Consider the following 21,605-nt stretch of genomic DNA (forward strand, 5'->3'; position numbering starts at 1 on the left):
TTCGCTTGTTCGAACGCCAGACCACAAGGAACCACTCATGACCTCCAGATGGATATTCGCCCTCACCACCCTGCTCGCCAGCCTGAGCGCCGTCGCCGCCGAACCGCTGCGGGTCTCCGCCATCCCGGACGAAGCCCCCACCGAGCTGCAGCGCAAGTTTGCCCCCCTGGGTGACTACCTGGCCGAGAAAACAGGCCGCGAGGTGGTGTTCGTGCCGGTCAACGACTACGCCGCCGTGGTCGAGGCGCTGGCCGCCGGCAAGCTGGACATGGCCTGGCTCGGGGGCTTCACCTATGTGCAGGCACACCGCCGTGCCGACAAGGTGGTACCCCTGGTGCAGCGTCAGGAAGATGCCCAGTTCACCTCCAAGTTCATCGCCAATGCCGACAGCGGCATCAAGACCCTGGCCGACACCAAGGGCAAGGACTTCGCGTTCGGCTCCCCCTCCTCCACCTCCGGTCACCTGATGCCACGCCACTTCCTGGCCGAGCAGGGCATCAACCCGGAACGTGACTTCGCCCACGTCGCCTTCTCCGGCGCCCACGACGCCACCGTCGCCTGGGTCGCCTCCGGCAAGGTGCCGGCCGGTGCGCTCAATGCCTCCGTGTGGGAGAAACTGGTGGAAGAGGGCAAGGTCGACACCACCAAGGTCAAGGTGATCTGGACCACCCCGACCTACTTTGACTACAACTGGACAGTACGCGGTGATATGGATCCGGCCCTGCAAGAGAAGATCAAGCAAGCCTTCCTCAGCCTGGATCCGGCGGTGCCCGCCCAGGCCGAGATCCTCAAGCTGCAACGCGCTACCCGCTTCATCGAGACCAAGCCCGAGAATTACCTGGGCATCGAAGCCGCCGCCACCCAGGCCGGCCTGCTGAAGTGATCGCCGTCGCGCTGGACGGGGAAGGATTGCGGCTCGGCCAGAGCCGCATCCTGCAGCCGTTCAACCTGCAGATAACGGCAGGCGAGTGCGTGGCCATCATAGGGCCGAGCGGCGCGGGCAAGACCAGCCTGCTGCGGCTGCTCGGCACCGAGCTGCGCGGCGAAGGCAGGCTCACCCTCTGGGACCAGGATCCCTGGACCCTCTCCACCCGGGACCGCCAGCGGCTGCGCAGCCGGATCGGCATGGTCTGGCAGCAACCGCCGCTGCCCGCCTCCCAGCAGGTGGTGACCGCCGTGCTGGCCGGCCGGCTCGGTCAGTGGTCCCTCGGCCGTTCCTTACTCTCCCTGCTGCGCCCCTGCGACCCCGAAGGCGCGCTAGCCGAGCTGGCGCGCCTCGGCCTCGCCGACAAGTGGCAACAGCGCTGCGGCGAGCTCTCCGGTGGCCAGTTGCAGCGGGTCGGCATCGCACGGGTGCTCTATCAGCAGCCGGATCTGATCCTGGCGGACGAGCCCGTCTCCGCCCTCGATCCCGTGCTCGCCCAAGGCAGCCTGGATGCCCTGCTGGCACAGGCCCGCGCCCGGGGCAGCACACTCATCGCCAACCTGCATGCGGTCGAGCTGGCGCTCGGCCGTTTCCCCCGCATCATCGGCCTGCGGGAGGGGCGAGTGCTGTTCGACTGTCCGGCGGCGGCCGTCACCCCGGCCATGCTGGCCGAGCTCTACGCCGGTGATGACGAGGCGGCGGCGTGTTCAATTTGACTAGCCGCTGGCGCCATCCCCTGCCCTGGTTGCTGCTGCTCATCGGCTACAGCCTGTGGCAACAGGCCGACGGCTGGCTCGGCCTGTTCGACGGCCAGAGCTGGCGGCAGATGGGCAACTTCCTCGCCACCAGCTGGCCGCCCCGCATGGATCGGGACTTCCTCGTCCTGACCCTGACCGCGACCCTGGAGAGTCTGGCGGTGGCGACATTGGGACTGGCGGGCGCCCTGCTGCTCGGCGTGCCGTTCGCCCTGCTCGGCTCCCGCGCCCTGTCGCTGGCCGAACTGGGGCCGGTGCCCAGCCCGCTGCGCGGCGCCTTGCGGGCCCTCTCGCGCCTCGTCGCCATCGTGCTGCGCAGCCTGCCCGAGCTCATCTGGGCGCTACTGTTCGTGCGTCTGTCGGGGCTCGGGCCGCTCGCCGCCATCCTGGCCATCGCCGTCAGCTACGGCGGCATGCTGGCCAAGGTCTACAACGAGATCATGGAGAGCGGTGCCCTGCAACCGGCCCGCGCCCTGCTGCTGGGCGGTAGCGGCCGGCTGCAGGCGCTCTGGTACGGCGTGCTGCCTGCGGTGCGTCAGGAACTGCTCTCCTACACCGTCTACCGCTGGGAGTGCGCCCTGCGCGCCTCCGTCATCATGGGCTTCGTCGGCGCCGGCGGGCTCGGTCAGCAGCTCGAACTCTCCCTGCGCATGTTTGCCGGTGGCGAGGTGGTGACCCTGCTGCTGGCCTTCATCCTGCTGGTGACGCTCGCGGATGGCCTCAGCGCCTGGCTGCGCCACAGCCGCTCCCCCGGCCTGCTGTTGCTGATCTGCCTGGGGCTGGCCGCTGTCCTCGCGCTGTATCAGCTCGACTGGCGCATGCTGAGCTTCTCACTGGGGGGCCTGGGCACCTTCCTGGGGGAGTTTTTGCGACCGGACTGGTCATGGCTCTTCCTCAAGACAGTGGCTATGGGCCTGCTCGATACGGTGCAGATGGCGCTGCTAAGCACCCTCTTCAGCGCCCTGCTGGCCCTGCCGCTGGCCTGCCTCGCGCGCCACTGCTGGCCGCTGCGGCTGCTGTTCAACCTGCTGCGCTCCGTGCCCGAACTCATCTTCGCCAGCCTGCTGGTGATCGCGGTCGGACTGGGGCCGGTGGCGGGCATACTGGCGCTGACCCTGCACACCACCGGGGTGCTGGCGCGGTTGTTCGTGGAGACCCTGGAGAACGCGGATCCCGCCCCTCGCCTCGCCTTGCAGCTGAGCGGGGCCTGCCCTACGGCCTGCTTCTGGTACGGGGTGTTCCCCCTGGTGGCGCGCCAGTGGCTGGCCTACAGCCTCTATCGCGGCGAGATGAACCTGAGGGCCGCCACCATACTCGGCGTGGTTGGCGCCGGCGGCCTGGGACAGCAGCTCTATGTCTCGCTCAGCCTGTTCCGCTACGACCAGACCGCCACCCTGCTGCTGGCCATACTGCTGCTGGTCTGGCTGGCGGAGGCCCTCAGCCGCCGCACCCGTTTGCCTCGCCCGGCCCCCAGCCAGCGGGATTGCCAGATCTGAGGCCCGCCTTGCATGGCCCTGATAAACAAAAAGCCCGCCGGTTTGCACCGGCGGGCTTTTTTTCACGAGGTCAGTCTGGATCAGTCTTTCTTCGCCAGCAGGAATTGCACCAGCTGGTTGAACTGTTCCTGGGAGGTGATGGATTCGATTTTCACCATGTACTTGCCGTTCACCAGGAAGGCCGGCACGCCGCGCACGTTGTAGCTCTCGGTGTTGCGGTCGAACTGGGAGACCATGCCGGAGACGGCGAAGCTGTCGACAGCACCGTCGAACTCCTCGGCCGGCACGCCGTTGTCCACGAAGATCTGCTTCACGTCACCACGGCTCTGGGGGATCTGGCGCTGGGTGTGGATCTTGTCGAAGATGGCCGGGGTCAGCTTGCCTTCCACGTTCAGCAGATTGGCGACGGCGTAGGCACGCTGCATCTCGGGACCCATTTCACGGCCCAGGAAGGCCACCGGGTTCTTCTTCATCGGCACGCCTTCCGGCAGGCTCTTCTTCAGATCCTCGGCAATCGGCTCGAACTTGGCGCAGTGCGGGCAGAAATAGGAGAAGAACTCCATCACTTCCGGCTGGGCGCTGCCGGTCTGGCTGACCACGTCATAGTTGACACCTTCCTTGAATTGCGGGGCGGCGTGAACCATGGGGATCATCAGCATGGCAGCGAGGAAAAATAGTACTTTTTTCATGACGTTTCCTGTTAAGGGATCACTGTGAGGCACGCCCGGCGAACCGAAGCAGTCCAAGCCTATTGCCTCACCCTCGTGCCGTCAATGGCAAAGGCAGACAGGCGGGACCGCCATCCCGCCTCCCACGGGCACCTTGCCGCTGTGGCAATGGTACGGGCGACACCACCAGCGGACGCCCCGTGGCGTGGCGATCTGCCGGGCTCACGCCCCTACCACTGCGGCATCAGGCTGAGCGGCGGGGCCTTCAATGCCTCGAGCTGATCATGCAGGGTTGCAATCTGCTGGCGCCAGTAATGTTCGGTGTTGAACCAGGAGAAGTGGCGGGGGAAGGCGGGATCTTCCCAGCGTCTTGCCAGCCAGGCCATGTAGTGGACGATGCGCATGGCGCGCAGCGGCTCGATGAGCGCCAGCTCCCGCGGGTCGAACTCCATGAACTCCTCATACCCCGCCAGCAGGGTATCGAGCTGGATCTGCTGCTCATGACGCTCCCCGTTCAGCATCATCCAGAGATCCTGGATGGCAGGGCCGGTGCGGCAATCGTCGAGGTCGACAAACAGGGGACCGTCACGCCACAGGATGTTGCCCGGGTGGCAGTCCCCATGCAGGGAGATGCGCGCCACATCCAGGGTCATGGCGTCGCATACGTGCCGGATCAGCTCGTCCAGCACCCCGAAGAAGGACTTGGCCAGCCCGCTCGGCAACCACTCGCCTGCCGCCAGCAACTGACGCGGCTCGTGCAGCATGCTCTCCACATCCAGCGGAACCCGGTGATGAAAGGCATGGCTGGCACCGACGCTGTGGATGCGGCCGAGGTAACGCCCCACCCACTCCAGCTGGTCCAGGTTGTCCACCTCGAACTGACGCCCCCCGACGCTCTGCCAGATGGCAAACGGGTAGCCCTGATGCTCCAGCAGGGTCTCGCCGGCAAAGGCAATGGGAGCGGCGACCGGGATCTCAGCTTCACAGAGGCGAGCGGCAAACGCGTGCTCTTCCAGGATCTGTGCCCGGCTCCAGCGACCGGGGCGGTAGAACTTCACCACGTAGCGACGGCGATCCTCATCCTGGAACTGATAGACGCGGTTCTCGTAACTGTTGAGCTCGATAAGGCCGGAGTCGATGCGCAAGCCGCTGAGATCGATGGCATCCATGATGAGATCGGGATTGAGGTCGGAATAGTTGAAACGCATGTCATCCACCATAGAAAAGGGGCGCTGTTGCGCCCCATTCTATCACCACTGTCTGCCGTTGCCGTGCATGGCGGTGCGCCTTGCCGTCACAACCTGCTGATAAACTTGCTCGGTTGGCGCAAGGTCCCCTTGCTGTCGTCCGGCGCCGCGCCTTCCCGCTTGAGCACGAACTGGACGTCCAGAGTGGGGCGCTTCAGGTTGAAGGGATCCACCGCCAGGCTCACCGGCAGGGTATAGATCTCACCCGCCTTCAGGGTCACCTCGCGGGGTCCGAACCACTGGTACTCCGGCAGCCCTTCCACGTCCAGCCGGTAGGTCTGGGAGTTCAGGGTCTTGTTGAGGATCTTCAGGGTATAGGTGTTCTCGATGAGCCCTTCACTGTTTTCCCGGAACAGCTGGTTGCGATCCCGCAGGATGTCGAGCCCCATGGGCATGATGGACATGGCGTTATAGACGAAGACCCCCAGCATGACGACCATCACCAGGCCATAGCCAATCAGCTTGGGCCGCGCTACCTGGGTTTCACTGTGGGCCAGCTTGTGCTCGGTGGTGTAACTGATGAGCCCCTTCGGATACCCCATCCGCTCCATGGTCTGATCGCAGGCGTCGACACAGGCGCCGCAGTTGATGCACTCGTACTGCAGACCGTCACGGATGTCGATGCCGGTCGGGCAGACCTGCACGCAGAGGTCGCAGTCGATGCAGTCCCCCAGCCCCAGAGCCTTGGGATCGGCCTTGCGACCACGGGCGCCGCGGGTCTCGCCACGCTGGCTGTCATAGCCGACGATGTAGGTGTCCTTGTCGAACATGGCGGACTGGAAGCGGGCATAGGGGCACATGTGGATACACATGATGGCGCGCATCCAGCCGGCGTTGCCATAGGTGCAGGCGGCGAAGAACAGCACCCAGAAGATGACCCAGCCTCCCGCCTGCAGGGTGACGAAATCGGGCACCAGGTGGAAGGCATCCTGGAAGTAGGCGACGAAGGTCAGCCCCGTACCCAGCGACAGCAGGATCCAGGCCAGGTGCTTGGCGCCCTTCCGGGCCAGCTTCTCACCGCTCCAGGGTGCCGCATCCAGCTTGCGACGCTTGTTGGCGGCCCCTTCCAGCTTCTCCTCGAACCAGATGAACAGGAAGGTCCACACCGTCTGGGGACAGAGGTAGCCGCACCAGACCCGGCCCAGGAAGGTGGTCACAAAGAAGAGGGCGAAGGCCGCGATCATGAAGACCCAGGCCAGCAGGGTGAGATCCTGCGGCCAGATGGTGGCACCGAAGATATGGAACTGCTGGTGCTCCAGATCGAACAGCACCGCCTGACGGCCGTCATAACGCAGCCAGGGCAGGAGGACAAAGAGCGCGACGAAGAACCAGCCCATGGCCTTGCGCACCCGCTGCCAGTAGCCGGTCTGGGAGCGGACATAGATGCGGTTGCCGGGGTTGAACCTGTCATCTCCCGCCTTGAAGGTGTTGGGATTGAAAGTCCCGGTGACGTCACCGGTCACATCCTTGATGTCGATCTTGTCCTTGTCGGCCATTGCAACACATCGCTCCACTCATATTGTTATGAAAGCGATTATATCTTAAACAACCTGCTAATTGTGTGGGTTAAATGTATCTATAGTTCGAGTCCCGTCGCAATTTCAGGCAACAAAAAAGGCCCATAGCCAGTTGACTATGCGCCTTTTAATAGATTCTCTTGAAACCTTTCTCTGATGGCGATGTGACGCCCGGATTACTTGATGCCGCGGGCCTTGAGCAGGGCTTCCTTGAAGTCGGGCACGTGATCCTTGGCCAGCCCCGGGATCATCGCCTGCTTGTCGGATTCCCGCATCTTGAGGTGGTAGATCAGCATGTCGTCGGTCAGTGCGGACAGCGGACCGTCAAATCCCGCCTCCTCGGCCAGTTTGGCAACAAACTGCACCAGGCTGAAATCCTGCTCCTTGATCCAGGCAGGCTGCAGCAGTTCCAGCAGCTCTTCGATACGATGACATTGCATAGACGACCTCTTTAATCTGTCTTGTGAAACTCAGGCAACCTTACCCATCAAGGCTACTTCGATACGATCCCGGCCATTATGCTTGGCCTGATAGAGCGCCGCATCCGCTTTCTGGATGAGCTCGGCAATGGAGTGATGCTGATCCGGCACCAGGGTCGCCACCCCGAAGCTGCAACTGACCCGCCCCGAGACCCGGGATTTGTGGTGGGGAATGCCGAGGGCTCGCAACGAGGTACGCACCTGCTCGGCGATCTGCATGGCCCCCTGCAAGGTGGTGCAGGGCAGCAGCAGGGCGAACTCCTCTCCGCCGTAACGGGCAGCGAGATCGTCTTCCCGCCGCAGCACTTCGGCCAGCAGGCTCGCCACCTGTTGCAGGCACTGGTCCCCCACCTGGTGACCATAGTGATCATTGAACTGCTTGAAGTAGTCCACATCCACCAGCACCAGAGAGAGAGGCGCCCTGGCACGGTGGCAGCGACGCCAGGCGCGCGCCAGGGAGTCGTCGAGATGGGCCCGGTTGGCGATGCCGGTCAGACCGTCGAGGCGGGACGTGAGCTTGAGGTGCTCGGAGACCGCCTTCAGCTCGGCCACCAGATCCGCATTGGAAAAACTGTGGTAGAGAGAGGCCACCTGATCCCGCCGCAGGCGCCGCAGCAGGGTCGGCAGAAAGACGAACAGATACCCCGCCAGCATGCAGGAGACGATACGCTCCTGGGTGTTGCCGCCACTGAGCTCGAACAACATGGCAAACCCGAGGGGCAGCACGGCCCCATAGAGGGTACGACGGCTGCCGAACAGCATGATGGCGCTGCCGGTCAGGATCAGGCTGGAGAGCATCATCATGGCGGCACGATAGGTGTCGGGCAGCTTGTCCATATAGAGCAGCACGCCCAGTGCCCAGACGATGGAGGTGATGGTCACCCCGACAAAGAGTTCGCGCTCGAGCACCGGCAGCGGAAGCTCCGCCAGCCTGGGCTGGCGCCAGCGCAAATGCCACCAGCGCCCCAGCAACAGCAACAGGACCAGACCGAGCCAGCCCAGCGACTCGCTGGCCGGCAGGTAATCGTGGAACAGCAGGCTCCAGCTGATCGCCAGCAGCCCCAGGCAAGGCAGGCTGAAGGAGGCGTGGGTATAGAGCTGGACCATGATGGCCCGCCGCACCTGATATTTCACACTCTGTGTCAACTGGGTACTCCCTGTACAAGAGCCGCACAGTTTAACACTCCCCTTTCCTGCTCAACAATCAATCGACCGCTATTAAGCTGCCACTCAGCGCGTCCTCTCCCGTACAGGCCCCGACAGACCCTTTTCTGCAGGGCCGAATGGCGCAACCCTCCCTCACCCTTTCTCCAGCTCGTCGAGGATGGGGCACTGGGGATTCGCATCTCCGTGACAGCAGCTCACCACCTCCTCGAGGGCGCTGAGCATGGCTTGCAAACCGGCGATGCGGGAGCGCAGATCGACGATTTTCTCCTGGGCCAGCTTCTTCACCTGGGCACTGGTTCTGTGCTCGTCCCGATAGAGCGTCAGCAGCTCCTGACACTCCTCCAGATTGAAGCCGGTCTCCCGCGCCCGCTTGACGAAGCGCAGCTCCCGCAGGGAGGCATCCGTATAACTGCGATACCCGTTGTCGCTGCGCACTGGCGACGAGATGAGGCCGATGCTCTCGTAGTAGCGGATGGTCTTGGCGGTCAGGCCGGTGGCCTTGGCGACCTTGCTGATGTTCATGAATGACTCCTTTGGGATTCAGATGCACGCAGGCTGCCCGCCCGGGGCTGCCAGCGCTTCAATAACAGGGAATTGCTCAAGACGGTGATGCTGCTCAGGGCCATGGCCGCCCCCGCCAGCTCGGGACTGAGGTAACCCAGTGCCGCCAGCGGAATGCCGATGATGTTGAACACGAAGGCCCAGAACAGGTTCTGCTGGATGGTGCGCCAAGTGGCCGCCGAGATGTCGATGGCATCGGCCACCAGCCGCGGATCAGACCGCATGAGGGTGATGGAGGCGGTCTCCATCGCCACGTCGGAGCCGGAGCCCATGGCGATACCCACATCCGCCGCCGCCAGCGCCGGGACGTCGTTCACCCCGTCTCCCACCATGGCGACCAGCCCGCTGGTTTGCGCCCGCAGCGCCTCGACTTTTTCCACCTTGCCGGCTGGCAGCACGGAGTCAAAGGCCCCGTCCAGCCCCAGTTTGGCGGCGATATGGGCCACCGGCGCCGGCGCATCTCCGCTCACCAGCCAGCTGGCGATGCCGCGCTGGCGCAGGGTGGCGATGGCATCCGGGCTCTCGGGGCGCAGGGTATCGGCCAGCGCCGCAATGCCCGCTACCACGCCGTCGATGGCCACCCAGACCCGGGTCGCGCCGTCGGCAGGCTGTTGATCCTGCGCGGGCACCTCAATGCCGAGCTGGTCCAGCAAAGAGCCATTGCCGATGGCGACCGTATGACCGGCGACCTGACCGACAATACCGGCACCGACCCGCACCTCCACCGTCTCCGGCTGGGGCAGCATCGCCTCTTTGCCGACCGCCTCGCGCATGGCCAGCGCCAGCGGGTGTTCGCTCGCCTGCTGCAGGGCGGCGGCCAGACGCAGCTGCTCGGCTGTGCCGCTCCAGCTCGCCAGCACGGGCCTGCCCTGAGTGAGCGTACCTGTCTTGTCGAAGATAAGCGCCTTGATGGCGTGGGCCTTCTGCAGGGTATCCACGTCTTTTATCAGAATGCCGTGGCGCGCCGCCACCCCGGTACCGGTGACGATGGCCGCCGGCGTCGCCAGCCCCAGCGCACAGGGACAGGCGATCACCAGCACGGCCACCGCCGCCAGCAGCGCCTGACCGAAGTCGCTGCTGATGGCGTACCACACCAGCAGGGTGAACAGGGCAATGGCCATCACCACCGGCACGAACACGGCAGAGACCTTGTCCACCAGCTGTTGCAGCGGCGCCTTGCCCATCTGGGCACTCTCCACCAGGGCGATGATCTTGCTGAGGCTGGAATCCTCCCCCACCGTAGTGGCTTCAATTTCCAGCACGCCGGAGCGGTTGATGGCACCGCCCAGCACCTTGTCGCCCTCACCGCGCGGCACCGGCAGGCTCTCGCCGGTGAGGATCGACTCGTCCAGCTCGCTCTCGCCGCTCGCGATTCTGCCGTCCACCGGCACCCGCTCCCCCACCAGCACCTGCAGCCTGTCGCCGCGCAGCACCTCGTCGATGGCGACGATCTGCCAGCGCTCGCCGCGCCAGACGGTGGCGGTTTCCGGCCGCAGCGCCATCAGTTCGCGAATGGCGGACTGGGTGCTGCGTCTGGCTCGCGCTTCCAGCAGTTTTCCGAGGGAAATCAGGGTAATGATGATGGCACTCGCCTCGAAGTAGAGTTGGCCGCTGGCAGCCATCCCCAGCGTCAACAACAGATAGAGGCTGTAGAAGTAGGCCGCACTGGTACCGGTCGCCACCAGCACATCCATATTGGCGGAGCGGTTCTTGATGGCGAGCCAGGCGCCGCGATAGAAGCGGGCCCCGATCCAGAACTGCACCGGGGTGGCGAGCACCAGCTCCAGCCAGGCGGGCAGATGCCAGGGCAGCAGACCGGCCATGGCCAGCATCCCCACCAGCAGCGGCAGGGTAAGCAAAGCCGAGACGATGACCCGGGTTTGCGCCTGACGGGCGCTGGCGGCCTCCTGCGCTTCCCGCTCCAGCAACTGCTGGCGGCGGCCGCTGGCCGAGCCTTGCGCCAGTTGGGCGCCAAAACCGAGGGCCTCGATCTGCTCGCGCAGGGCCGCGGGCGTCTGCATCCCGGGTACCAGCACGATACGAGCCTGCTCGATGGAGAAGTTGACGTCGGCGGAGATGACGCCGGGCAGCGCCGCCAGCATCTTGTTCAGGCGGGCCGAGCAACCGGCACAGGTCATACCGGTGATTTGAAACAGGATGGTCTCACTGCCGTAGTCATAACCCTGCGCCTGGATGCTCTCCAGTACCGCCGGCAGACGGTCGGGGCTGGTCAGCTCGATGGCCGCCTGCTCCAGCGCGAAGTTGACGGTGGCCGATACCCCGTCGAGCTTGTTGAGGGCGGTCGTGATGCGGCCGGCGCAGTTGGCGCAGCTCATGCCGCTGAGCGGCAACTGCAGATGAATGGGTGATTGAAGATGAGTGCTCATGTTGTTCCTCCCAGGAACCCGTCGGCACCACAAAACGCCGACTGGCAAACCCTAACCTTTACTGTAAGGGTAAGCTCAAGCCACATGATCCACTTTTTGCAGATGAAAAAACGGCGCCCGTTTGCTGCCAGAGAACAAACGAGCGCCGCCTTCAGCTATTGCGCGGTGGGCGCGATGACTCAGATACCGTACTGGGCGCGGTAAGCCTTCATGGCGGCCAGTTGCGCCGCCAGCTCCGGCTGTTCGGCCTGCTTCTCTTCCAGATACTGGATCAGATCGCTCATCTGGATGATGGCGATGATGTGGGCACCGTAGTCACGCTCCACTTCCTGAATGGCGGAGAGCTCGCCCTTGCCCTTCTCCTGACGGTCCAGCGCGATCAGCACGCCAGCCAGGGAGGCGCCGTTGGCCTGGATCAGATCCATGGATTCGCGGATGGCGGTGCCGGCAGTGATGACATCGTCCACCAGCATGATGCGCCCCTTGAGCGGGCTGCCCACCAGATTGCCACCCTCGCCGTGATCCTTGGCCTCCTTGCGGTTGAAGCACCAGGGCACGTCCACGTCGTGCTGCTCCACCAGCTGCACCGCGGTGGCGGAGGCGATGGGGATCCCCTTGTAGGCCGGGCCAAACAGCACGTCGAATTCGATGCCGGCATCCATCAGGGCGGCGGCATAGAAGCGGCCGAGACGGGCCAGATCGCGGCCGCTGTTGAACAGACCGGCGTTGAAGAAGTAGGGGCTTTTACGACCGGATTTCAGGGTAAATTCACCGAATTTGAGGACCTGTTTCTCCAGGGCGAACTCGATAAATTGACGCTGGTAGGCTTTCATTCTGGCTCCTTGCTTGGCTTGTCGTTTACTTGTGTGGGGTATAAAAAAACGCGGTCAATGCCGCGTTTTTAAAATCATGCAAGTGACTGCTTCTGCAGCGCAATGATGTCGGCGATGCCGCCCTTGGCGAGGGCCAGCATGGCCAGCAGCTCCTCGTGGGTGAAGGGTTCGGCCTCCGCGGTGCCCTGCACCTCGATGATGCGACCGTCTTCGGTCATCACCACGTTCATGTCGGTCTCGGCGGCGGAGTCTTCGATGTACTCCAGATCGCAGATGGCTTCGCCCTGATACATGCCGACGGAGACGGCCGCGATCATCTGCTTGAGCGGGCTCTGTTTGATCAGCCCCTTCTCCACCATCCAGTTCATCGCATCCACCAGCGCCACGCAGGCACCGGTTATGGCGGCGGTACGGGTACCGCCGTCGGCTTGCAACACGTCGCAGTCAACGGTAATGGTGTGCTCGCCCAGGGCGCTCAAGTCTACCGCCGCGCGCAGGGAGCGGGCGATCAGGCGGGAGATCTCCAGGGTGCGGCCACTCTGCTTGCCGGACGCCGCTTCGCGGTTCATCCGGGAGTGGGTGGAGCGCGGCAGCATGCCGTACTCGGCAGTCACCCAGCCCTGCCCCTTGCCTTTGAGGAAGCGCGGCACACTGGTGTCGACGCTGGCGGTGCAGAGCACACGGGTGTGGCCGAATTCCACCAGTACGGACCCTTCAGCATGCTTGGTGAAGTGGCGGGTGATGGTTACCGGACGCACCTGGGCGGCGCTGCGATCGCTGGGACGGGACATGGGACTGACCTCTGGGCTGGCTGAATTGGCGCAGGAGTATAAGTGATCCCAGCCCAAATATCAGCCGCTAAAACCACGCTGTCGGCTGACGGAGCAGGGCTGGCTGAGTATACTGGCCCCACACTTCATCAAGCCCGGAACAATCAATGATTCACAGCATGACCGCCTACGCCCGCAAGGAACTCAAGGGCGACTGGGGCACAGCCGTTTGGGAAATTCGTTCGGTCAACCAGCGCTATCTGGAGACCTACATTCGCCTGCCGGAACAACTGCGCAGCCTGGAGCCGGTTCTGCGTGAGCGCTTCCGCGCCAAGCTGCAGCGCGGCAAGGTGGAGTGCAACCTGCGTTTCGAGGCCGCGCAAGCCGCTGCCAGCCAGCTGCACATCAATGAAGAGCTGGCCAAGCTCATCATCGACAGCGCCAACTGGGTAATGAAGGAAGCGGGCCAGGGCCAGCTCAACCCGGTCGACGTGCTGCGCTGGCCGGGCGTGATGGCTGCCGCCGAGCAGGACATGGATGCGGTTGCCACCGAGCTGCTGGGCGGATTTGACCTGACCATGGAAGATTTCCTCGCCTCACGCGCCAGCGAAGGGGCCAACCTCAAGGCGCTGATCGAACAGCGTCTGGCCGGCATCCAGGTAGAAGTGAAGAAGGTGCGCGAGCACCTGCCGCAGATCATCGAGTGGCAGCGCCAGAAGCTCACCGACCGGCTGGCCGAAGCCAAGGTGGAGCTGGACCCGGCCCGCATCGAGCAGGAGATCGTGCTGCTGGCCCAGAAGATCGACGTGGCCGAAGAGCTGGATCGCCTGGAGATGCACATCAGCGAAACCAACAAGATCATGAAGAAGGGTGGCGCCTGTGGCCGTCGTCTCGACTTCATGATGCAAGAGTTCAACCGCGAGTCGAACACCCTCGGTTCCAAGTCCATCAACGCCGAGGTGACCCAGTCCGCCGTCGAGTTGAAAGTGCTCATCGAGCAGATGCGCGAGCAGATCCAGAACATCGAGTGATCTCCCTCATCGATGCACCAGCCCCCGCCACCCGGGGGCTTTTTTATGCTCGTTTCCCGCAGCGCTCAGCCGCTTGACTGATGGCAACCCCTAGCAAAGGGAGCCCGACATGTACCATCACGCAAAGAGGGTCTGCCATGCAGACCCTCTCCTTCTTTTCTATGCATCCCCCACCCGCGCAGGCTAGACCGGTGACTTCAGCCTTCGGCTGCGCAGCAGCAGGGGAAGCTGGTAGAGCACCAGGGCGCCCAGCACCAGGCCGGCGCCGGCCAGCTTGGCGGAGCCCAGGGGTTCGTCATAGAAGAGGGTGCTCAGGATAAGAGTCCAGACCGGTTCGAGCAGCATCAGCAGGGCGGCGTGGGCCGTGGTCATCCGGCTCAGGGCGTGGGTGAGCAGCCAGTAGCGCAATGTGGTGGCGATCAGGACGCTGGCCGCAAACCAGCCCCAGATACCAGTGCCGATGCTGGCGGGCCACTGCTCGGTCAGCAGGGAGAGCAGGGTGCCGAGCAGTCCGGTCACCGCCAACTGGATGCAGGTGAGCCAGGTAGGGGGGATGGACTGGGCGAAATGGCGGTGCACCGCGAGCTGGACCCCCAGGGTGGCGGCCGCCGCCAGAAACCAGAACAGGGAGAGCGACACACCCCAGTGGGTGCTGCTGGAGAGCAACAGCAGACCCGCGACGGCCACGGGCAGAGTCAACCAGTAGTGGCGGCCGGGTCTGGCCTTGAAGGCGGCCCAGGCGGCGAGCGGCGCCATCAGGGTGGCCACGCTCATGATGAAGGCGCCGCTGCCGAGCGCATCGCTCTGGCTGATGGCGGTAACCCAGAACAGCAGGCTGGCCCCGAGCAAGGTGCCGCACCCGGCGGCACGCAGCAGTTGTGAGCCACTGGGGGGCGGCTCGCGCAACCAGGCGAGCGGCAACAGCAGCAGGGCGGCCAGCAGGAAGCGGCTGCCGATAAAGGCGGCGGTGGGCAGTTCACGAATCGCCTCTTTCGAGAAGAGCCAGCCAGCGGCGGCCAGCAGGGTGACCAGTATCATCAACAGCAGGGGAGCGCGGTTCATCGGAGCATCACAGGGTCAGGGGCAAAGGGCAGAGCATAAAGGAAAGAGGCGCGGATTGTCTCCCGGGGTTTGGCAGACATGCTGGCGGGGCGGCCACCACGCCGCCCCGCCTCAGTCGTCACTTTCCAGGCTGGCGAGGCAATGGGAGAGGGTGCGCGCCAGCGCCCCCTGATTGCGCAGCACCACGGCGCGGGCCTGCTCCCCCATCTCGCGGCGAGCAGGGGCATCGCCGAGCAGGGTACTCACCCGGTGGCCGAGCGCCTCGGCGTCCGCCACCACGGCCGCGCCACCCTGGGCCACCAGCTGGCGGGTGATGTCGCTGAAGTTGAAATAGACGGGGCCGGTCAAGCAGGGTTTGCCCAGCGCCGCCGGTTCCAGCAGGTTGTGACCGCCCACGGGCACCAGGCTGCCACCGACAAAGGCGAGATCCGCCGCCGCCAGCATCAGCGGCAGCTCGCCCATGGTGTCACCCAGGTAGATCTTGTCGCTCTCGCCGACCGCACTGCCCGCCGTGCGCCGCACGCAACCGTAGGGGGCGCACAGCTCGGCCACCCGATCGAAACGCTCGGGATGGCGCGGCACCAGGATCAGCAGGGCGGAGGGGTGGGCCTTGAGCACCCGATCAAAGGCAGCCAGCACCAGCTCGTCTTCCCCCTGGTGGGTACTGGCGGCGATCCAGACAGGTCGTGCCTCCCCCAGTTGCTGGCGCAGGGCACGGCCCCTGGCCTGCACCTCGTCGCCAAACTGGATGTCGAACTTGATGGATCCGGTCACCGCCAGCCGGTTGCGCGCTATGCCCAGCCGATGGAAGCGATCCGCATCGTCCTGATGCTGGCAGAGCAGGTGGGTCAATGGGCGGCTCAAGGCATCGAAGGCACCCTGGAAGCGACCATAGCGCTGACAGGATCGCTCCGAGAGGCGGGCATTGAGGATGGTCACCGGCAGGTGGCGTGCCTCGCAGGCCGCCAGCCAGTTCGGCCACAGCTCTGTCTCCATCACCCAGAGGGCGCGGGGCTTGACGGTGCTCAGAAACGCCGAGACGGCCCAGGGATAGTCGAGAGGCGCATAGCGGTGCACCACCAGATCCCCGAGCTTGGCCGCCTGTTCAGCGCCGGTGCGGGTGGTGGTGGTGAGCAGGATGGGCAGCTCGGGGCGCTCGGCCTTGAGGGCGCGGATGAAGGGGGTGATGGCCAGGGTCTCCCCCACGCTCACCGCATGGATCCAGAGGGGAGACTCCTGTCCGGTCGGCGGCAATCGTCCCAGATGCTCGGCCCAGCGCGCCCCGAAGCCTGGCTTGCCTTTTTTGGGCTTGTAGAGCGCCAGCAACGCCAGGGGCAACCCCAGGTGAATCAGCAGGTTGTAGAGCAACCGGTAGATCATGCTAGCTATTACCTGGTTCAGCAGCGGAGGATTCCACCGGCTGCAGCACTATGGTCAGATCTGCCGTTTCCCCACGCTCCAGCCGATTTCCCGCCTCGATGACCTGTTCCGGCATCAGCTCGATCAGGCACTTGAGGTGGCCGAACTTGCAGGTGCGCTTGAAGCAGGGGCGGCACTCGATGTCGGTGTGGACGATCTCGACCCTGTCCGCCAGCGGTGGGGTATAGAGGGGCGAGGTGGAGCCGTAGACGCCGATCAGCGGCCGGTTGAGGGCGGCCGCCACGTGCATCAGGCCCGAGTCGTTGGCGATGACCCGACCGGCCAGCGCCATCAGATCGATCGCCTCGTGCAGGCTGGTCTTGCCCGCCAGCACGTGGCAGTTGGGGCGCGACAGGGGGTTGATCCGATCGCGGATGGTGTTGGCCACGTCCACGTCCTTGCCCGAGCCGAAGATCCACACCTGCCACCCCTCGTCGAGGTGCTTTTGCGCCACCACGGCGTAGTGCCCTTCCGGCCAGCGTTTGGCCGGGCCGAACTCGGCCCCCGGACAGAGCACCAGCACGGGGCGAGCACGATTCAGGCCGAGCCGCTCCAGCGCCTTGCCCTGGTTGATGAGATCCACGTGCAGGGAGGGATGGGGAATAGCGGGAATGTCGTCCCGACTCTTCATCTGCCCCTTGGGATAGGCCAGAGCCACATATCCTTCCACCATCAGCGGAAAGGCCTGCTTGTTGCTGCGCATGTCGTTGAGCAGACCGAAGCGGTGCTCCCCCTTCCAGCCGGTGCGCACCGGGATCCTGGCAAACCAGGGGATGAGGGCCGACTTCATGGAATTGGGCTGGATGATGGCCTGATCGTACTGCTCGGCGGCCAGCTGCTTGCCAAGGCGGCGGCGTGCCCCCAGCTTGAAGTCACCGTGGCCAAGCGGCATGGGGATGGCCTTGTCCACCTCGGGCATGCGCTCCAGCAGCGCAACGCACCAGGCCGGCGCCATCACATGGAGCTCGCTGCCCGGGTGGTTGCTCTTGAGCGCCTTGTAGAGGCTCTGGGACATCACCATGTCGCCGACCCAGGAGGGGCCGATCACCAATATCTTCATCGCGCGTCTTCTCTCGGGACTGGCCCGGCTGTTGATCGTTACTGGGCGAGATTATGCCCCAAGAAAGGCCGAAGAAATAACAGAAGATACCCGTCTGCTCCCGCAAAATGCCTCCCTGGCAGGATCTGCTCCCCCGCGCATCCCTCCTGAGGCCCTCTTCGACCCGGACACGGCGTGCCCTGGGCCACCGACTGCCGGGTAGCAGAGATCTCCCTTCCCCCGCATTCAAAAGCGGGCCCACCGGGCCCTCGGGTCATGCCCCGCGCGGGGTTTTAGGCTAGAATGGGCGCCAATCCGAGCATGACCCGCCCGCCGGGCACCAACAAGAGTCCCTTGCCTGTGAAAAAACCGACCCTGGCGGCCGTCCTGATCGTCAAGAACGAAGCCGACAACCTCCGTGCCTGCCTCGCCTCCCTCGAAGGCCTGGCGGATGAAATCGTCATTCTCGACTCCGGCAGTCAGGATGACACCCCGGCCATCGCCGCCGAATTTGGCGCCCGCTTCTTCGTCAACACCACCTGGCCCGGTTTCGGCCGTCAGCGCCGCCTCGCCCAGTCCCATGTCCAGTCGGAGTGGGTGCTGTGGCTGGACGCGGACGAGCGGCTCACCCCCGAACTCAGGGAAGCCATCCAGGGGGTCATGGCCAACCCGGCCAGCGACACCATCTACTCCATCCCGCGCCTCTCCTGGGTGTTCGGTCGCTTCATCCGCCACAGCGGCTGGTACCCGGATCGGGTGCTGCGCCTCTACCCCAAGGCGCTGACCGGCTACAACGAAGCGCTGGTACACGAGAAGGTGGAGGTGCGCGCCAACATGAAGATCGTCAACCTGCAGGGCGACCTCCTCCATTACACCTACCGGGATCTGGAACACTACCTGGTCAAATCCGCCGGCTATGCCCGCGCATGGGCCGATCAGCGCACCGCCCGCGGCAAGAAGGGATCCCTCGGCCAGGGGCTGGTCCACGCCGTCGGCTGCTTCCTCAAGATGTACCTGCTCAAGGCCGGTTTCCTCGACGGCAAGCAGGGCCTGCTGCTGGCCATCCTCTCCGCCCACTCCACCTTCGTCAAATACGCCGATCTCTGGGTTCGCCAGCAGCCCCAGCAGCCGAAATAGGGCATCGCCCCACAGATCTCATTCATGACTCACCCCTTGTTCCAGCGAGACGAGGGGCAAACCCCATGGCCAGGGATCGGCGCAGCCCTCGCGGGGCCGCTCACGGCGCAAACCCGGGCGCCACGGACGAAAACTGGCCGCTATAAGCCGAATGCATGGATATTGGCAACATGACCCGACTCCGGCTTATACCGACAGGTTTCCCCTGCCCGGGGCCCGGGCCGGCCCGTCAAGGGGGCTGTCGGGGACCACGTCCGGTAGGCTGGCCTGCCAGTAAGGCGCATCCCCATACAAGACAGGGCCCTGCGGGGCCCTGTCTGTATGTTCTGTGTGCGCTCTCAGCGCTCGGCGCACCAGAAGGGCTGCGCCCAGCGGGCGATCTCTGCCGCCATCGCCTTGGGATCGAGCTGGCTCATGTCCTCCGGGTGGTCGCTGTCTTCCGGCGGGCTGAAGGACAGATGGCGCCCCTCGCCGTTGAGCGGCCGCCAGCGCAGCGGCGTTGCCGAACGGTGTGCCGGGAAGAAGCCGACGGTCGGCACGTCCATGGCCGCAGCGATGTGCAGGGGCCCCGTGCTGCCCGCCACGAACAGGGCGGCGTTGGCCATCACCTGGCAGAACTTCGGCAGCCCCTCGTCGGAGCGATAGATCCAGCCGTTGCCCCCATGGGCCAGCAGTTCGGCCGCCAACTGCTCCGCCTTCCCCTCCTCCCCCGGCCCTGCCGTCAACACGCACTGCAACTCGGGACAGGCCTGGTTGAGCTTGATGATGAGGCGCGAGTACTGCTCGATGGAGAGGTTGTTGGCCGAGCCGCCGCTGCCCGCATGCACCATCAGCCAGGGGCGGCTGGCGTCGAGCCTGAGACGGGCGGCGACCTGCTCGCGCACCTGCAGCAGGCTCTCGGGGTCGAAGCCGAGGTAGGGTCCTTGTGGCTCCACCACGGTCTGATGCTGATCGGCGAGGAAGCGGCGCACCAGATCCAGGTTGTATTCGTACTCCGGCTTCTGGGAGCGGGAGCGGCGCTGCACCAGGCGCTGGTTGTAGAGCACCTGGGCCAGCTTGGTGGCCGGGGCCAGCCGGTAGGGAATGTGCGCCTTCCACACCAGCTTGGCATTGCGGGTGTTGGAGAAGAGGCAGATGGAGGCATCGAAGGCGGCCGCCTTGATGCGCGCCAGCAGGGCGCGTTGCTGCTCCTTGTCGGCCCGGGCACCCGGATCCAGGATGATCTCGTCGATCCAGGGGCAGAGGCGGGCCAAGGGCGCCGTGTAGGCGGGAACCAGGGCAGTCACATGACACTCCATGGAGCGCTTGAGCATGGCAAAGCTCGGCCACGCCAGCATGAAGTCACCAATCTTGTCATTGCGGACTACCAGAATACGTTTCATAAAAAATCCCTATGCTCCCTGTCACCAGCGAAGGAGGCTTGATGCGCGATGCGGGTATTCTTGCCTGATGCAGGGCGATTCTCAAGCGAAGACGCCACGGGGCTCCGATTTGTGCGACCCCGGCCGCCGATCAGCGCCCGAAATCCGCGCCATCCCGGTCGCGACAAACCGGCAACAGCCCCTATAATGCGACCAGTTTTCCGGTTTCAGGAATCAGCAGCATGACCAACAAGGTAATCTATCCCGGCACCTTCGATCCCATCACCAACGGCCATACCGATCTCATTGGCCGCGCCGCCAGACTGTTCGACGAGGTGGTGGTCGGAGTGGCCAACAGCCCGAGCAAACGGCCGCTGTTCGATCTCGAGGAGCGCGTTCAGCTGGCCAGGCAGGTGACGGCTCACCTGCCCAACGTCAAGGTGGTGGGCTTCTCCGGCCTGCTGGTGGATTTTGCCAGGGAGCAGCAGGCCAACGTGCTGATCCGCGGCCTGCGCGCCGTCTCCGACTTCGAATACGAGTTCCAGCTCGCCAACATGAACCGTCGCCTGATGCCCACCCTGGAGAGCGTCTTCCTCACCCCGGCGGAGGAGAACTCCTTCATCTCCTCCACCCTGGTGAAGGAGGTGGCGCTGCACGGAGGTGACATCCACCAATTCGTCGACCCCCTGGTGGCTCAGGCCATTGCCGCCAAGCAGCAGCGCTAATCCCCTCCCCTGATGGGCAGAAACGAACAAGGGCTACCCGCGGGTAGCCCTGGTTGCATCAACGCACTGCACGCCTAGCTGTGGGCAAACTGCTGGCGGATCGCCAGCTCCAGCTGATCGAGCCACTCGTAACGGCGCCGGTACATGGCCCGCTTCTTGGAGGCGATCTCCTCCAGCGGCTTGCGCACAACGGGTTGCAGCCGCACGAAGTTGGCGTCCTGATCGAGGGCGCCAAACTCCTGCCACAGCTCGTCGTAGTCCGCCTGCAGGCAGGCTTTCTTCTTCTTGCTGTACCGTCTTGCCTGGAAGATGTGGGCCTCCATGCGCACCGCACAGACCCGGTGGGCGCCCATGGCCCCGGCCAGCGCCATCACCAGCATCACCACCAGCGACTTGGGTCTCAGACCCTGACCCGCCCGGGTCAATGCCCGCACCTGCTCCTGGGGCTGCTCGACACAGGGCTCTGGCCCCTGCACCGACCCGATCACCAGGGCCAACTCCTGTTCGTTGCCCGCCAGGGAGAAGGCACAGCTGTAGAGTCGCTACCCCCGCGCGTTGACGATGGAGAGCGCCAGCTCCGCCTCCCGGCGGAAGGTGCCGTCGTGACGCAGCACGATGCGCCAGCCGCCATCGGGATAATGGCCCAGCACTATCCCCTCCCCCAGATAGAGCGGGTCGATGAGCTCGGGGTACAGGCCCAGCAGCAGGCGGTAGTGATCCTCCACCATCTTGACCCGCTGGTTCACCGTCGAGCAGGCGAAGCGATAGGGGCGCATCGGCTTGTCGAGCAGCTCGGGGTGGCGGGCGGGAAGCGCCCGCAGGGGGGCGCTCTGGAACAGCTCGAACACCCGGTTCAACTGCGCACGGTAGAGCAGACTGCGCAGCAAAAACTTGCCGCGATTGAAGGTCTTGCGGGCGCTGTCTTCGGGATAGAGGAAGCGGGCCATATCGTGGGCACAATAGTGCCCCTGCCGGGATAAATGTTCCCAGTCTATTGATTTAGCTGTCATTTTATTACCTCGCAGC

At 64.6% G+C, this 21,605-nt stretch carries 19 protein-coding genes and 1 pseudogene; 6 read left to right on the forward strand and 14 right to left on the reverse strand.

The annotated features are described in order from the left end of the window. The first annotated feature begins 37 nt into the window (after positions 1–37). The 3 genes from OKB81_RS00230 to phnE are packed head-to-tail and all read left to right on the forward strand — an operon-like array spanning position 38 to position 3,176. Positions 38–883 (forward strand): putative selenate ABC transporter substrate-binding protein, encoded by an 846-nt coding sequence (locus OKB81_RS00230; protein WP_043153390.1) that lies wholly within the window; start codon positions 38–40, stop codon positions 881–883. Next, positions 880–1,641, forward strand: a complete 762-nt coding sequence (locus tag OKB81_RS00235; protein ID WP_043153387.1) for a phosphonate ABC transporter ATP-binding protein — start codon at positions 880–882, stop codon at positions 1,639–1,641. Before OKB81_RS00230 ends, OKB81_RS00235 begins: the two co-directional genes overlap by 4 nt. Beyond that, on the forward strand, positions 1,629–3,176 hold the full coding sequence (gene phnE, locus OKB81_RS00240) for a phosphonate ABC transporter, permease protein PhnE (RefSeq protein WP_053287992.1): 1,548 nt from the start codon (positions 1,629–1,631) through the stop codon (positions 3,174–3,176). Before OKB81_RS00235 ends, phnE begins: the two co-directional genes overlap by 13 nt. An 80-nt stretch (positions 3,177–3,256) precedes the next feature. Here the strand turns inward: phnE and OKB81_RS00245 are convergent, their stop codons facing one another. The 9 genes from OKB81_RS00245 to rph all read right to left on the reverse strand — a co-directional run bounded on the left by OKB81_RS00245 (position 3,257) and on the right by rph (position 12,826). Continuing rightward, entirely contained in the window at positions 3,257–3,865 is a 609-nt protein-coding gene (locus OKB81_RS00245; protein ID WP_053287991.1) for a thiol:disulfide interchange protein DsbA/DsbL, read from the reverse strand. A gap of 209 nt (positions 3,866–4,074) precedes the next feature. Then, positions 4,075–5,064: a serine/threonine protein kinase gene (locus OKB81_RS00250; protein WP_039039688.1), complete on the reverse strand. Its 990-nt coding sequence runs from the start codon at positions 5,062–5,064 to the stop codon at positions 4,075–4,077. Positions 5,065–5,138: 74 nt separating this feature from the next. Next, a complete protein-coding gene (gene ccoG, locus OKB81_RS00255; protein ID WP_052815771.1) occupies positions 5,139–6,587 on the reverse strand; it encodes a cytochrome c oxidase accessory protein CcoG in 1,449 nt (482 codons plus the stop codon). A gap of 197 nt (positions 6,588–6,784) precedes the next feature. Then, the gene (locus OKB81_RS00260; protein ID WP_052815770.1) at positions 6,785–7,048 is read right to left on the reverse strand and encodes a YihD family protein; all 264 of its coding nucleotides are present in this window, start codon (positions 7,046–7,048) and stop codon (positions 6,785–6,787) included. Between the two features lie 30 nt (positions 7,049–7,078). After that, complete coding sequence (locus OKB81_RS00265) at positions 7,079–8,233, reverse strand: GGDEF domain-containing protein (protein WP_039039690.1); 1,155 nt, start codon at positions 8,231–8,233, stop codon at positions 7,079–7,081. 153 nt (positions 8,234–8,386) lie between these two features. Beyond that, on the reverse strand, positions 8,387–8,776 hold the full coding sequence (gene cueR / locus OKB81_RS00270; RefSeq protein WP_053287990.1) for a Cu(I)-responsive transcriptional regulator: 390 nt from the start codon (positions 8,774–8,776) through the stop codon (positions 8,387–8,389). Beyond that, positions 8,773–11,202: a heavy metal translocating P-type ATPase gene (locus OKB81_RS00275; RefSeq protein ID WP_270805086.1), complete on the reverse strand. Its 2,430-nt coding sequence runs from the start codon at positions 11,200–11,202 to the stop codon at positions 8,773–8,775. The genes cueR and OKB81_RS00275 overlap by 4 nt, the downstream gene beginning before the upstream one ends. Before the next feature lie 179 nt (positions 11,203–11,381). After that, positions 11,382–12,035, reverse strand: a complete 654-nt coding sequence (gene pyrE / locus OKB81_RS00280) for an orotate phosphoribosyltransferase (RefSeq protein WP_010676102.1) — start codon at positions 12,033–12,035, stop codon at positions 11,382–11,384. 74 nt (positions 12,036–12,109) lie between these two features. After that, positions 12,110–12,826 carry a ribonuclease PH gene (gene rph, locus OKB81_RS00285; protein WP_053287988.1) on the reverse strand — a complete coding sequence of 239 codons (717 nt, stop codon included), beginning with the start codon at positions 12,824–12,826 and terminating at the stop codon, positions 12,110–12,112. A 146-nt stretch (positions 12,827–12,972) separates the two neighbouring features. On the opposite strand from rph, the gene OKB81_RS00290 reads away from it, so the two are divergent. Continuing rightward, a complete protein-coding gene (locus OKB81_RS00290) occupies positions 12,973–13,836 on the forward strand; it encodes a YicC/YloC family endoribonuclease (RefSeq protein WP_053287987.1) in 864 nt (287 codons plus the stop codon). 183 nt (positions 13,837–14,019) lie between these two features. On the opposite strand, the gene OKB81_RS00295 is transcribed toward OKB81_RS00290, so the two are convergent. The 3 genes from OKB81_RS00295 to waaF form a co-directional block, all read right to left on the reverse strand. Next, positions 14,020–14,898: a DMT family transporter gene (locus OKB81_RS00295; RefSeq protein ID WP_053287986.1), complete on the reverse strand. Its 879-nt coding sequence runs from the start codon at positions 14,896–14,898 to the stop codon at positions 14,020–14,022. A 111-nt stretch (positions 14,899–15,009) separates the two neighbouring features. Beyond that, entirely contained in the window at positions 15,010–16,278 is a 1,269-nt protein-coding gene (waaA, locus tag OKB81_RS00300; protein ID WP_053287985.1) for a lipid IV(A) 3-deoxy-D-manno-octulosonic acid transferase, read from the reverse strand. A gap of 1 nt (position 16,279) precedes the next feature. Continuing rightward, on the reverse strand, positions 16,280–17,377 hold the full coding sequence (gene waaF / locus OKB81_RS00305) for a lipopolysaccharide heptosyltransferase II (RefSeq protein ID WP_053287984.1): 1,098 nt from the start codon (positions 17,375–17,377) through the stop codon (positions 16,280–16,282). A 339-nt stretch (positions 17,378–17,716) separates the two neighbouring features. Here waaF and OKB81_RS00310 point away from each other — a divergent pair, with 339 nt between their 5' ends. After that, the gene (locus OKB81_RS00310; RefSeq protein WP_010676108.1) at positions 17,717–18,493 is read left to right on the forward strand and encodes a glycosyltransferase family 2 protein; all 777 of its coding nucleotides are present in this window, start codon (positions 17,717–17,719) and stop codon (positions 18,491–18,493) included. Between the two features lie 338 nt (positions 18,494–18,831). On the opposite strand, the gene OKB81_RS00315 is transcribed toward OKB81_RS00310, so the two are convergent. Next, positions 18,832–19,875: a glycosyltransferase family 9 protein gene (locus OKB81_RS00315; protein ID WP_053287983.1), complete on the reverse strand. Its 1,044-nt coding sequence runs from the start codon at positions 19,873–19,875 to the stop codon at positions 18,832–18,834. A 221-nt stretch (positions 19,876–20,096) separates the two neighbouring features. On the opposite strand from OKB81_RS00315, the gene coaD reads away from it, so the two are divergent. Then, on the forward strand, positions 20,097–20,579 hold the full coding sequence (gene coaD, locus OKB81_RS00320) for a pantetheine-phosphate adenylyltransferase (RefSeq protein ID WP_043153322.1): 483 nt from the start codon (positions 20,097–20,099) through the stop codon (positions 20,577–20,579). A 74-nt stretch (positions 20,580–20,653) separates the two neighbouring features. Here coaD and OKB81_RS00325 read toward each other — a convergent pair. Next, positions 20,654–21,526: pseudogene (locus OKB81_RS00325) on the reverse strand (VirK/YbjX family protein). Positions 21,527–21,605: the final 79 nt, after the last annotated feature.

It is taken from the genome of Aeromonas sp. QDB56 (assembly GCF_027705505.1).
GTDB classification, from domain to species: Bacteria; Pseudomonadota; Gammaproteobacteria; order Enterobacterales; family Aeromonadaceae; genus Aeromonas; species Aeromonas caviae.

Coding starts and splice junctions, on each gene's coding strand:
- waaA (WP_053287985.1), bottom strand. CDS start 16,278: ATGATCTACCGGTTGCTCTACAACCTGCTGATTCACCTGGGGTTGCCC.
- OKB81_RS00245 (WP_053287991.1), bottom strand. CDS start 3,865: ATGAAAAAAGTACTATTTTTCCTCGCTGCCATGCTGATGATCCCCATG.
- OKB81_RS00290 (WP_053287987.1), top strand. CDS start 12,973: ATGATTCACAGCATGACCGCCTACGCCCGCAAGGAACTCAAGGGCGAC.
- coaD (WP_043153322.1), top strand. CDS start 20,097: ATGACCAACAAGGTAATCTATCCCGGCACCTTCGATCCCATCACCAAC.
- OKB81_RS00295 (WP_053287986.1), bottom strand. CDS start 14,898: ATGAACCGCGCTCCCCTGCTGTTGATGATACTGGTCACCCTGCTGGCC.
- cueR (WP_053287990.1), bottom strand. CDS start 8,776: ATGAACATCAGCAAGGTCGCCAAGGCCACCGGCCTGACCGCCAAGACC.
- OKB81_RS00230 (WP_043153390.1), top strand. CDS start 38: ATGACCTCCAGATGGATATTCGCCCTCACCACCCTGCTCGCCAGCCTG.
- waaF (WP_053287984.1), bottom strand. CDS start 17,377: ATGAAGATATTGGTGATCGGCCCCTCCTGGGTCGGCGACATGGTGATG.
- pyrE (WP_010676102.1), bottom strand. CDS start 12,035: ATGAAAGCCTACCAGCGTCAATTTATCGAGTTCGCCCTGGAGAAACAG.
- OKB81_RS00275 (WP_270805086.1), bottom strand. CDS start 11,202: ATGAGCACTCATCTTCAATCACCCATTCATCTGCAGTTGCCGCTCAGC.
- ccoG (WP_052815771.1), bottom strand. CDS start 6,587: ATGGCCGACAAGGACAAGATCGACATCAAGGATGTGACCGGTGACGTC.
- rph (WP_053287988.1), bottom strand. CDS start 12,826: ATGTCCCGTCCCAGCGATCGCAGCGCCGCCCAGGTGCGTCCGGTAACC.
- OKB81_RS00315 (WP_053287983.1), bottom strand. CDS start 19,875: ATGAAACGTATTCTGGTAGTCCGCAATGACAAGATTGGTGACTTCATG.
- OKB81_RS00260 (WP_052815770.1), bottom strand. CDS start 7,048: ATGCAATGTCATCGTATCGAAGAGCTGCTGGAACTGCTGCAGCCTGCC.
- OKB81_RS00250 (WP_039039688.1), bottom strand. CDS start 5,064: ATGGTGGATGACATGCGTTTCAACTATTCCGACCTCAATCCCGATCTC.